Origin of the sequence: Tolypothrix sp. PCC 7712 (genome assembly GCF_025860405.1) — a bacterium.
Classification (GTDB): domain Bacteria; phylum Cyanobacteriota; class Cyanobacteriia; order Cyanobacteriales; family Nostocaceae; genus Aulosira; species Aulosira diplosiphon.
The window spans coordinates 7,099,362-7,112,064 of record NZ_CP063785.1 but is presented as its reverse complement, the minus strand read 5'-3'; the positions used below and the strand labels follow the sequence as shown (position 1 = coordinate 7,112,064).

10 protein-coding genes are annotated in these 12,703 nt (G+C 39.1%); all 10 read left to right on the top strand.

Features of this window, described 5'->3' with window-relative positions; all coding sequences use genetic code 11:
- The 10 genes from HGR01_RS29210 to HGR01_RS29165 all read left to right on the top strand — a co-directional run bounded on the left by HGR01_RS29210 (position 1) and on the right by HGR01_RS29165 (position 12,251).
- The gene (locus tag HGR01_RS29210) at positions 1-816 is read left to right on the top strand and encodes a hypothetical protein (RefSeq protein ID WP_045872191.1); all 816 of its coding nucleotides are present in this window, start codon (positions 1-3) and stop codon (positions 814-816) included.
- A gap of 317 nt (positions 817-1,133) precedes the next feature.
- On the top strand, positions 1,134-2,147 hold the full coding sequence (locus tag HGR01_RS29205) for an aliphatic sulfonate ABC transporter substrate-binding protein (RefSeq protein ID WP_045872192.1): 1,014 nt from the start codon (positions 1,134-1,136) through the stop codon (positions 2,145-2,147).
- Between the two features lie 79 nt (positions 2,148-2,226).
- Positions 2,227-3,102: a MetQ/NlpA family ABC transporter substrate-binding protein gene (locus HGR01_RS29200; RefSeq protein ID WP_045872193.1), complete on the top strand. Its 876-nt coding sequence runs from the start codon at positions 2,227-2,229 to the stop codon at positions 3,100-3,102.
- A 109-nt stretch (positions 3,103-3,211) separates the two neighbouring features.
- Positions 3,212-4,189 (top strand): methionine ABC transporter ATP-binding protein, encoded by a 978-nt coding sequence (locus HGR01_RS29195; RefSeq protein WP_045872194.1) that lies wholly within the window; start codon positions 3,212-3,214, stop codon positions 4,187-4,189.
- Positions 4,189-4,632 carry a hypothetical protein gene (locus tag HGR01_RS29190; protein WP_228045226.1) on the top strand — a complete coding sequence of 148 codons (444 nt, stop codon included), beginning with the start codon at positions 4,189-4,191 and terminating at the stop codon, positions 4,630-4,632. Before HGR01_RS29195 ends, HGR01_RS29190 begins: the two co-directional genes overlap by 1 nt.
- A gap of 113 nt (positions 4,633-4,745) precedes the next feature.
- Positions 4,746-5,819, top strand: a complete 1,074-nt coding sequence (locus HGR01_RS29185) for an aliphatic sulfonate ABC transporter substrate-binding protein (RefSeq protein ID WP_235623090.1) — start codon at positions 4,746-4,748, stop codon at positions 5,817-5,819.
- Positions 5,820-5,949: 130 nt separating this feature from the next.
- Complete coding sequence (locus tag HGR01_RS29180; protein ID WP_045872195.1) at positions 5,950-6,603, top strand: hypothetical protein; 654 nt, start codon at positions 5,950-5,952, stop codon at positions 6,601-6,603.
- Positions 6,604-6,620: 17 nt separating this feature from the next.
- Complete coding sequence (locus HGR01_RS29175; RefSeq protein WP_045872196.1) at positions 6,621-7,382, top strand: class II aldolase/adducin family protein; 762 nt, start codon at positions 6,621-6,623, stop codon at positions 7,380-7,382.
- Between the two features lie 763 nt (positions 7,383-8,145).
- On the top strand, positions 8,146-11,640 hold the full coding sequence (locus tag HGR01_RS29170) for a helicase-related protein (protein ID WP_045872197.1): 3,495 nt from the start codon (positions 8,146-8,148) through the stop codon (positions 11,638-11,640).
- Positions 11,641-11,681: 41 nt separating this feature from the next.
- A complete protein-coding gene (locus tag HGR01_RS29165) occupies positions 11,682-12,251 on the top strand; it encodes a Uma2 family endonuclease (protein ID WP_045872198.1) in 570 nt (189 codons plus the stop codon).
- Positions 12,252-12,703: the final 452 nt, after the last annotated feature.

The window sequence follows — 12,703 nt, the reverse complement described above, 5'->3', positions numbered from 1 at the left end:
ATGAGCGCAACTTTAACTCGCCCAGCTTGGACAACCGAGTTTGAAATTGAAACCATCGATAAAATCATTGCCAAACACGCCCCAAATTTTCCCACCACTCGCGTTCAAGAACCGCGACAACTAACCACAGCAGAAGAGTTTGAGAAATTCTATCGCTTCCGCATAGGTGGCGCAGCCCACGATTTATATATTGTTCAAGTTTGTAGCAAGATTATTGACCAAATCCCTGACCCTGACTTGCAACTATTTTTAAGTCGTCAAATTGGGGATGATGGCGCACACGCCCAATTTACTCGTCAGCGAGTTTGGGAATTATCTAAACAAGACCCTACAGAAAAGATTGTAAAAGAAGTACAAAATCACTGGGAATTCATGGGAGATTTACCAATTCGTAATTGGTTGGGTTTTATAGCCTTTGAATTACATTATGAACTGCATATAGTCGCCCAGTTAATTTTAAACAGTCGTACCACAAAAATTGTTGATCCAGTAACTTCTAAATTTGCTAGTCAGACAATTTTACCTGATGAAGCTGTTCACCGATTTGGGGTTTTAGCTTGGTGGCAAAGTAAATATGATAAAGCCTCACCAACAGAGAAAACAGAAATAGCCGCCCAGTTATTAGAACTAGATGAAGAAGGACAACGGCGACGTAATCCTTATTTGCAAAAGAATTGGCAGATTGTCCACGATGCGACTGGTGCAGAAATTGCAGGAATCGGAGTAATTTATGACGCTTGGCGACGGGAAGTATTGTCTTACTTTCTGGATATTCCTATTTCCGAACTTCCTCAGCTTGTGAGTGTGAGCGAGTGACGCGTACTGTTTCAAAACGTGTTCTCTTTGTTGTTCCCCCTAATTTCAGGGGGATTTCTCAAAAGCTGTAATTAAGAAAAACAATACATTTTGTAGGGTGTGTTGTCGCGTAGCGCAACGCACCGTCTGAAATTGTCCTCAGCTAAAAATACATTCTATAAATATTGTATTTAATATTCAATCTTTAACTAATAATATTTTTCAAAAAAATATCAGGCTCAGTAGTAACTATGTTCAGTAATCTCACAAATAAACTCTTACCTTGGATTAACCAGAGAATCTTATGCAGAATATATAAACCAAAAATAAATAATTTTATGCTGTTATTTATTATTGGGTTGGGATTAAGTCTAACTCTCGCATCTTGTAGCCCAAATAAATCTACAGATTCTGCCAATGCTGCCAAACAAGAACCACAAAAAAGCCAGTTAACAGTACTAAAAATGGGTCATCAAAAAGGGATGGCACTTTTAAATATACTAAAAGCACAAGGAAGTTTAGAAAAGCGCTTACAACCTCAAGGTATCTCTGTGACATGGAGCGAATTTTCTTCTACTGCGCCACTTTTAGAAGGAATGGGTGTTGGTAGTATTGTGTTTGGTGGTGGTGGCGGTACAGGAAGTGTATTTGCACAAGCTAGCGATAAACAATTTGTGAGAGTAGCTGCTGGAATTGGTAGTACCAGAGGTTCAGCTATTTTGGTGAAAGAAGATTCACCTATTAAAACTCTGTCGGATTTGAAAGGTAAAAAAGTTGCTTTTGCTAAAGGCTCAGGACAGCACTATATTATAGTTCGTGCCTTAGAAAAGGTAGGATTAAAATTTACTGATATCCAACCTTTGTATTTAACTCCAGCAGAAGCCTTACCAGCATTTGAGCGTGGTGATATCGATGCTTGGTTGATTTGGGACCCTTACACAGCACAAGCCGAACAAAAGCTGCGTACTCGTTTGTTAGCAGATAATTCTGCAGTATTTGGTGATAAAGCTGCCTTAGAAAGCCCTTCATTCTATTATGCGGCTCCCGATTTTGTCCGCGACCATCCTGATATTGTCAAGATAATTTTACAAGAATTAGAAAAAGCAGGTTCTTGGTCAAAAAATAATTACAAAGATTCTGCCAAATTGCTTTCAAAAGTCTACAAAATTGATGAGCCAACAATGGAAATAGTGGAAAAGAGAGGAGGCGATCGCAGTGTCTTACCTGTAACCGATGAAGTGCTTTCAGGGTTACAGCGCATGGCAGATACCTTCTATGAGCTAAAGATTATTCCGAAAAAGATAGATGTCAAGGACAAAAATTATAACTGGGTTCCCGAGCAGAAATGGTGAGTTTTTCATTTGTCATTTGTGCTGGGATTAATTTATCCATGAAAGTGAGATTTTGTCAAGATTTTAAAAAGGCGATCGCATGAATATTAAACGTCGATTTTTTGTTATTGCAACTGCATCTTTTCTGGCTACGGTAACTAGTTGTAGTTCACCTCAAAATAACGGTACAACAACCACAGCAAGTAATCCTACTGCAACAACGGCTGCAAATACTGTTGCAACAGGAGTCAAAGAAAAAATCAAAGTCGGAGTTTCACCTGTTCCTGCTGGAGAGATTTTAGAATTTGTGAAAAAAAATCTCGCACCAGAAGCAGGGTTAGATATTGAAATTGTCACTTTTAATGACCCTGTGCAAAATAATACTGCATTAAAAGATGGGCAGATTGATGCCAATTACTTCCAACATATTCCCTATATGGAAGATTATGACAAGCGCAAAAATCTCAAAATGTATGCTTTTACTCCTCAAATTCATTTAAATCCTGTAGGAATATTTTCAACCAAACATAAATCTTTGGCGGAGGTTCCTAATAAAGCTTTAGTGACAATTCCTGATGATGTTAGTAACGCTCATCGCGCTTTAAAAGTATTAGAAGAAGCAAAGCTAATTAAACTCAAAGCAAACACCCAACCTGCTAGCCCTAAAGATATTATTGAAAATCCGAAAAATTTGCAAATCAAAGAAATACCTGGGGCGCAAGCAATTCCCACTCTTCCTGATGTAGATTTAGCGGGAATTACAGGTAATTGGGTTGTGCAATCTGGAATGAAAACAGATAAAGATGCTTTAGCAATAGAATCAGCACAAAATCCACTTTATGCGGTGACTGTAACGACATTAGCAGGAAAAGAAAACGATCCGAGAATTCAAAAACTCCATAAATTGCTACGCGATGACAAAGTAAAGCAATTTATTAGAGATAAATATCAAGGGGCTGTACTTCCTATTCCTTAAAAACTCTCTTCTCTTTGTGCCCTTCGCGCCTTCGTGGTTCGTATCACGCAGAGACGCTGAGGCGCAAAGAGTAGAACAATTTAACTTATATCTATGGAGAAGTTTGTAAATGATAGAGTTTATTGATATTCGCAAAATCTACCACCAAGGCGAACATAAAATAGTAGCTTTGGATGGTGTAAATCTGCATGTTAAAGCAGGTGAAATCTTCGGGGTATTAGGTCAAAGTGGCGCAGGTAAAAGTACATTAATTCGCTGCGTTAATCAATTAGAAAAACCTACATCTGGTTATGTAAGAGTTAACGGACAAGAAATCACATCTCTTAGCGGTACGGCTTTGCGTCAAGCACGCCAGCGTATAGGAATGATTTTTCAACATTTTAATTTACTCAGTTGTAGAACTGTGGCTGAAAATATCGCTTTCCCTTTGGAGGTGATTGGTTATAGCAAATTACGACGCAAAGCTAAAGTTGAAGAATTACTTTCGTTAGTGGGTTTGGAAGGTAAAGCTAATGCTTACCCTGCACAACTTTCTGGGGGACAAAAGCAACGGGTGGGAATTGCGCGTGCTTTAGCGGGGGAACCGAAAGTATTACTTTCTGATGAAGCAACATCAGCCCTCGATCCCCAAACTACACGCTCAATTTTAGAACTATTGCGTGATTTGAATAAACGCATGGGATTGACAATTTTGCTGATTACCCATGAAATGGGTGTAGTTAAACAAATCTGCGATAGTGTGGCGATCCTCCATGCTGGTAAGGTTGTAGAACAAGGTAGTGTCACTGATTTAGCAGCGCAACCAGATTCTTTATTAGCTAGAGAGTTTTTCCCCCGTTCTCATAACTATATACCTCGTCCTGGAACAGTTTTAGCAACAGTCGCATTTGCTGATGAAAGTGCGAGAAATTCTATATTTACTACCTTGGCGCGTCGCTTTGATGTTGATGTGAATATCCTCAATGGTAGCGTGGAAACTGTAGGCGATCGCCGTGTCGGTCAGTTTCAAGTTGAACTTGCAGGAATTAAGGTAAAGCAAGCTTTGGAATACTTACATAATTCAGAATATGCTGTTGAGGTGCATTAATGCAAGGATGGGAATTAATTAACAGTTTATTGCTTGCAAGTCAGGAGACTTTTTACATGGTGGGAGTCTCCGCTATTGTGGCGATACTTTTGGGTTTACCTGTGGGTTTATTGTTAGTAATGACTAGCCCCGGTAATGTTCTCTATGCTCCTAAGCTCAACAAAATATTAAGTGCAATAGTTAATACTGGGCGTTCTTTTCCATTTATTATTTTACTTGTAGTTCTTACGCCTTTAACGCGATTAATTGTTGGCACTTCTATCGGTAGTACCGCCGCCCTTGTTCCTTTGACTCTTGCAGCGATTCCCTTCTTTGGACGGATTGCGGAAACTAGTATTCTCGAAGTTGATAAAGGGTTAATAGAAGCAGCTTATAGCAATACCGTAAATCAAAAAAATCTCGGCTTGAGCTTATATAGTCAAGCAAAAAGATGGTATGCTTAATTTTAATCTACGATATATATATCGATTTTACGTAGATTAATGGCTTCGCCTCTCAAATTAAACAAATACGGCTGCTGCTTCAACTCTCAACAATTGAGATGAAGGAATAAATTGTGGTGAATTATTTACAAGAGCATAACTTTCGCTATAAACAAGCGTATTCTACCCGTAGTTTTTTACTTGCTGTTGCATATCTGAGTTTGATGGTTACTGGTTGCAGTCAAAAAACGGCTGTAAATCCCCCAGCTAACTCCAATTCTGCCTCACAAGTAGTGAGTAACAATCAAAATTCCGCAAAAAATAATGTAGTTCGCTTGGGATACCAAAAAGGCGGGATTATTCCCATTTCCCGTCAGCGTGGCGATTTAGAAAAGCAGTTAACAACGCAAAATATTAAAGTTGAATGGACTGGCCCTTTTGACCGATGTGCTACGCTGTTAGCAGCCCTTAATGGTAATCGTGCAGACATTGGTGGTTGCGGTGATATTCCTACTATCTCTGGGATTGCTTCTGGACAACCGCTATGTATTGGTTCTGTACAGCGTCCTAAAGCTGATTCTTTAGGTAGTGCTATCTTAGTGCGGGGCGATTCTGCTATCCGTAAACCTGCTGATTTAATTGGTAAAAAAGTAGCGGTTAATCAGGGGGGTGCAGGTGAATACCTGTTATTAAAAGTCTTAGAAAAAGAAAATATCCCCAAAGATAAAGTCCAGCGAGTTTATCTATCGCCAAATGATGCTGCACCAGCGCTATACCAAGGTTCGGTTGATGGTTGGGCAGTTTGGGAACCTTATATTTCCATTGCTGAATTAGAACATAAAGCGCGACGAATCACGACTACACATCCCGCACCAACCTACGGCATTATGGTTGTGCGCGGTGATGCGGCGAAGGATAATCCTGTAGCAATTAAATCTGCACTGACAGCTTTAAGCCAAGATGGTGAATGGCTGAATCAGAATACCGACGCAGCCGCAGATTTTATGGTGAAGGAACTGAAAGTTTCAGAAGCTGTAGCCAAGCAAGCTACTAAGAATCGTGGCCCTGAGTCTTACGTTTTTCCTGATGCTGATGATGTCGCCAAGCTTCAGAAAACAGCTGATTGGTTACTAGAGCAAAAAATTCTGCCTAAACGAGTAGATATTGCCACTTCAGTATGTCCTTTGGGAACTACGGCGACGAGGTAAGGAAGGGAAGGAAGATGAGGAAGATGAGGGAGATGAGGGAGATGAGGGAGCAAATGACAAATGCCTAATGACAAATGACAAAAATGCGTAAGTCTGAATCCCAAAAGTTAAATTACAAATCTGGAATTTTATGACTCATACAACTATTCTCGAATCCTTAGCAACAGACGAATGGTTTATTGATAGTTCTGACTTACGTGAGTTTGTGGCGATCGCAAAAGAAATTGTCTCACACACAGCAGGCGATCGCCAAGAAACTCTCAATACCCTAGAACCCCATTTTGCAAAAATCTTAAAAAAACAAGATTGGTTACCAGAACAATTCGCCCAACCAAATCACCATAGTGGTTTAGGCGGTGGAATTGGACAATGGTTACTATATCGTTCTCAGGATCGTTCGCTGACTATTTTTAGTTTGGTGATTCCACCCAATTCTATTACACCTGTTCACGATCATTTATCCTGGGGATTGGTGGGTTTGTATAAAGGCAGACAAGAAGAGACTGTTTACCGTCGCTTAGATAACGGTGATGTTGAAGGACGAGCGCAGTTACAAAACCTCGGTACTTTTAAAGTAAAACCTGGTGATATTTACCGTCTGTTACCGCCCGATGGAGATATTCATTCAGTCAAAGCGACAACAGTATTTACCCCCTCTATCTCCATTCATGTGATGGGAAATGATACTGGTAACATTTTGCGACATCACTATCACCCAGAAGCAGAAAGCGTTAAGTCTTTTCGCTCTGGATATTCCAATGCACCTTATAAAGAAAATTCATAAAGAACAACCCGAAGACTATGCCGAGATTTGATAGACCCCAACCACCAGTTTTTGCAAAAGTTGAAGATGAACGCCTTTACCGCAAGCAACGCCTAGCGGCCGCATTTCGCCTATTTGGTCGTTTTGGTTTTAGTGAAGGAATCGCAGGCCATATTACCGCCCGTGACCCAGAATTTACTGACCATTTTTGGGTAAATCCTCTAGGAACATACTTCGGTCATATCCGCGTTTCTGACTTAATTTTGGTTGATAGAGAAGGCGAAGTAGTTAAAGGCGATGCGGCTGTGAATCGCGCCGCCTTTGCTATTCATTCTCAAGTACATGAAGCAAGACCTGATGTGATTGCAGCCGCACACGCCCATTCTCTATATGGGAAATCTTGGTCAAGTTTAGGTCGCCTCCTTGACCCCTTAACTCAAGATGCTTGTGCTTTTTATCAAGACCACACAATTTTTGATGATTATAAAGGTGTAGTTCTTGATACTTCAGAAGGTAAAAGAATTGCCGAAGCATTAGGAGAGAAAAAAGCTGTCATTCTTCGCAATCACGGCTTTTTGACAGTAGGAAGAACAGTAGATGAAGCAGCTTGGTGGTATATCACATTTGAGCGCTCGGCTCAAGCACAACTTTTAGCTGAAGCAGCAGGTCAACCAATTTCTATTGACCATGAAATTGCTACTTTAACCCATAGCCAAGTTGGAACTCATGCAGGTGGCTGGTTTAGTTTCCAACCACTTTATGACAGAATTGTCCGCGAAGAACCAGATTTATTAGAGTAATAGGCATGGGTAATTGATAATTGGTAATGATAATTCCACCTTCCCTCTGACTTGAAAGTGCTGAGTGCTGAGTGCTGAGTGCTGAGTGCTGAGTAAAAATCTCATTGAGACTTTCATCCTTGGTGGTGAAACTTGTTTCATTGGGACTGTCTTCTGATCCCTCTTCATATATCGCAGATTTCCTCTGCTGCTTGTAAAAATTACAAAAATGGCAGAAATTCAATCTCAATACATGGTCTCAGAATTATGCAACTGCCATCAATGTTGATCAAGGCATTGTTTATCAAGATTACCAAGCAGGGCAAAAACAGCGATCGCAAAAATTATTATCTTTGCCTTAAGAGGCGAGCGCATCTTAGCAAAAAATTGCTGATACAGCTTCCCAAACAAGCGTAATTACTACAGACTGCTTGGTATTGGGAGTGGGAATAACTGCTGAAATACACCAATAGTTGAGAGTGTTGGCTTGCTGCTTAGTCTTTTAGCTTTCAATATCTTCCTGACTGTAGCTGCTGTAACCAGTGTAAGCATTAGTTATCAGTGCGATCGCACTCCCGGCGAAATCCCAACTCTCTGCATTCATCGCCCTGTGCAAATTCTATATATTGCCTTTAAATATTAGATGAAAATACAGGCAGTATAAGCAGTTGAGCCAATGCATGATTGTGGGCTATTTACTCATCTGGTAGAAATAATTCCAAGCTCTTATACTCATAGAACGCTACCATTAACCTCCCGAAAATTTTCTATAGAGTATGAAATCATGCCACGCATCTTTGACAACATTGACTTACAACTGCTACCGATTTTGCGCGATACCCTCAAAGTATCTTATCGGGCTGATTTTTGCGTGGGTTATTTTAACCTTAGAGGCTGGCGCAAGCTTGATGATTTAATTGAACAGTATGTGGGGGGAGAAACTTCTTGTTGTCGGTTGTTAGTGGGGATGCAAGGTTTACCCAGTGATGAAGTGCATACTGCATTTACATTGGGTACTGGGGAAGGTAGGCTCGATAATAATACTATTATTCGTCTCAAAAAAAAGATAGCGGCAGAGTTTCGCCAACAGCTTACCATAGGTGCGCCAACAGATGATCATGAAGTGGGGTTACGTCGCTTAAGTCGTCAGTTGAAAACTAAGAAATTAGTTATTAAATTATTTTTAGCCCATCCCCTCCACGCTAAGTTATACCTCGTTCATCGCCATGACCCCAATAGTCCGATAGTTGGGTTTTTAGGTAGTAGTAATTTGACTTTGGCAGGGTTGAGAAAACAAGGGGAATTAAATGTTGATATTTTAGACCATGATGCAACGAATAAACTGCAAAAGTGGTTTGAAGACCGTTGGCAAGATTACGGTTGTATCGATATTTCTAAAGAGCTTGCGGAAATAATTGATAATAGTTGGGCAAGAGAAGAATTAATTCCCCCTTATCATATTTACTTGAAGATTGCTTATCATTTATCTCATGAAGCGATCGCCGGAATTTCTGAATTCCGAATTCCCCGTGAATTTAATAATTTGTTCGATTTCCAAAAAGCCGCCGTACAGCTAGCAGCGCGTCATGTAACTCGCCGTGGTGGGGTAATTGTTGGTGATGTGGTGGGGCTTGGTAAAACATTAGTTGGAACTGCTTTAGCGAAAATATTACAAGAAGATTGTTTTTGGGAAACTTTAATTATCTGTCCAAAAAACTTAACTTCGATGTGGCAGGAGTATGTCGATGATTATCGACTTTATGCTAAAGTTATGCCCATTAGTAAAGTCCAAAATTCATTACCAGAATTGCGTCGCTATCGGGTTGTATTAATAGATGAAAGTCATAATTTACGCAATCGCGAAGGTAAAAGATATCGGGCGATCGCCGAATATATTGCAGCTAATGAAAGCAAATGTATTTTGCTTTCGGCAACACCATATAATAAAACTTATCTTGACCTTTCTGCTCAATTAAGATTATTTGTCCCTGAAGACCAGGATTTGGGTTTTAGACCGGAAGCTTTAATCAATGAATTGGGTGGCGGTTCCTTAGGAGAATTGCAATTTATTAGAAAGCATCAATGTTCTGTTAAGTCTCTTGCTGCTTTTGAAAAAAGCGAACATCCCGACGATTGGCGAGAATTGATGAAACGCTATATGGTGCGGCGGACTCGTTCGTTTATTAAAGATAATTATGCCAAATCAGATGCCAATTCTTTTTCCCTTAGTCAAAATAAACAAAAAGTAATACGTAAATATTTAGAGTTTTCCGATGGTAGACGTTCTTATTTTCCCGACCGTTTACCGCGCACTCTTAAATTTACTTTAAATACTGCTAATGACTCTTATTCTAGTCTTTATTCAGAAGCAGTAGTTGAAGTAATTAATCAATTAAATTTACCCCGTTATGGATTGGGTAATTATGTAGTTGCAAAACCTAAACAACCACCCACAGATGCAGAACAGCGCCAAATTAGTGGCTTATTTCGTGGGGGACGGAGGTTGATGGGTTTTTCCCGCACTAATTTATTTAAACGCTTAGAAAGTAGTGGTTCTGCTTTTATTCAATCAATTGAACGTCACATTTTACGGAATTTTATTTATTTATATGCTTTAGAAAACGCGCTTGATATCCCTATTGGTACTCAAGATGCAGAATTATTAGATACGAGGAATAATGATGAGGATGCTGATTCAATTACAGCAAGTTTATTTGATGTAGAAATAGAAGAAGATGACCTCACCTCCTCACCCGATTCTCCGCCAGCAGAGAAGGGAGAACAAGCCGGAGAAGAAATTATCTTCTCCTCAGCAGGGATGGGTTCAACAGAAAAATTTTTTAGACAACAAGCAGAGTCAATCTATCAGGAATATACTACCCGATATCAACGTCGATTTAAGTGGTTGCGTTCGTCATTATTTGATATTAAAAAGCTAAAAAAAGATTTATTGGCAGATGCAAAAGCACTAATTAATATATTGCAAAATATTGGTAAATGGAATGCTCAAACAGATGAAAAATTGATAGCTTTAATCAATCTGTTAACAACAACTCACCCTGGCGAAAAGGTATTAATTTTCACACAATTTGCAGATTCGGTACGCTACATCACAGATAACTTACAGGCAAAAAAGATTACTAAAGTAGCAGGAGTAACGGGGCGAGGTTCCTACGGAACCGCTACGCTAACGCAATATCCTACGGAACTGACGGGAAGATTTAGCCCTGTGAGTAATAATCAGCGAGATAAGGTATCTTCAACAGATGAATTACGTATATTAATCGCCACGGATATTTTAAGTGAAGGTCATAATTTACAAGATTGTGCAATTATCGTCAATTGGGATTTACCTTGGGCAATTATTCGATTAATTCAAAGGGCTGGAAGAGTTGATCGGATTGGACAAAATGCTGACAAAATTCTTTGTTATTCTTTTCTTCCTGCTGAAGGTGTAGAACGGATTATTAATTTGCGGGGAAGACTCAAGCAAAGATTACAAGAAAATGCCGAAGTTGTGGGAACTGATGAGGCATTTTTTGAGGATGATGATGCACAAGTAATTTTGGATTTATATAATGAAAAATCGGGTATTTTAGATGGAGATGAAGATACAGAAGTCGATTTAACATCAGAAGCATTTCAAATTTGGAAAAAAGCAACAGATGATAATCCAGGGCTGAAAAAAACTATCGAAGAAATGCCAAATGTGGTTTATTCTACTCGTGAACATACACCTCAACCAGTGCAACCGGAAGGGGTATTAATGTATATGAAAACCACTGAGGGGAATGATGCTTTAATTTACGTCGATCGCAATGGTGATAGTGTTACCCAATCGCAACTAGCTGTGTTAAAAATGGCAGCTTGTGATGAAGCTACACCAGCAATAGCTAAAGAAAAACAGCATCATGACTTAGTTAAAAAAGGCGCTCAATTGCTGGCTGAGGAAGAAAAAAATATGGGTGGTCAATTAGGTAGGCCATCGGGTGCGAGATTTCGTAGCTACGAACGATTGAAACGTTATGCACAGGAGATGAAAGGCACTTTATTTGTGACTGAGGAACTGTTAAAAGCGATTGATGATATTTATCGTTACCCATTAAGACAGTCGGCGATTGATACTTTAAATCGGCAATTAAAAAGCGGTATTAGTAGTCAGCAATTAGCAGAGTTAGTAGTTGCTTTACGGATGGATGATCGCTTGTGTATTGTCAGCGAAGAAATTGAAAAACGGGAACCTCAAATCATTTGTTCTTTAGGATTGTTTGAAGGTTAGCAAATTATTATACAATAATTATAGGGATTGAGTAATTAATTATGACATTATCACCTCATTTATCCTCAAATTTTTCCCTAGAAGATTTTTTGAAATTACCAGAAACTCAACCTGCTAGCCAATATATTGATAGTCAAATCTACCAAAAACCCATGCCCCAGGGAGAACACAGTACCTTACAAAGCTTTTTGGTGACTAGTATTAATGAGATTGGCAAACCACAAAAGTTAGCTTACGCATTTCCAGAGTTACGCTGTACATTTGGGGGGATGTCGTTAGTCCCAGATGTTGCTGTTTTTGAGTGGTCACGTATTCCTTTACGTCAAAATGGCAGAATTACCAACAAATTTGAAATTCCTCCAGATTGGATTATTGAAATTATTTCTCCAGAACAATCTGCTAACCGGGTTATCCGTAAAATCACATTTTCTATCCAAAATGGTGCAAAGCTAGGTTGGTTTCTTGACTCTGATGATGAATCAATAATGGTTTTTCAGCCCAATCAATTACCAGAAATAAAACAAGGAAAAGATATTTTACCTGTCCTCAGTATATTAGGAAATTGGCAATTATCTGTAGAGGATATCTTTGGCTGTTTGAGCTTTAGTTAAAAAATTGTGCAGTAGCTTGATAAATACTTGCAAAATAATTACAACAAATTGCAAGTTTATGAGGTACAGATAATCGTTGATTGTAGGGGCATTGGTACTGCCAACTCAATTACCTGAAATATGCTGTATCTTGCGATCGCATTCCTGAGCAAACCCTAAATAAATACGCATAAGCGTACATTAATTTTATTGTTTATTTCAGTGTTACTGACACTATCTTTAGCTTTTTCTAAGTAATTATCTATAGTTCTCTAAAGCCTTACTAGACAAGTCTTTAAGCTTTTATTGGGCTTATAGGCTGCGATTTAATCAAAAAATTATTTTTATACGGCTAAATTTTAACCGCAAATATACTACTAATTGCGGTATATGCTCATAGAAAAACTGGCGATTTGACAGTATAAAAACTGAGCCTTTTTGTAGCGTAAAAGGTTATCAAAGTACCAGTATTA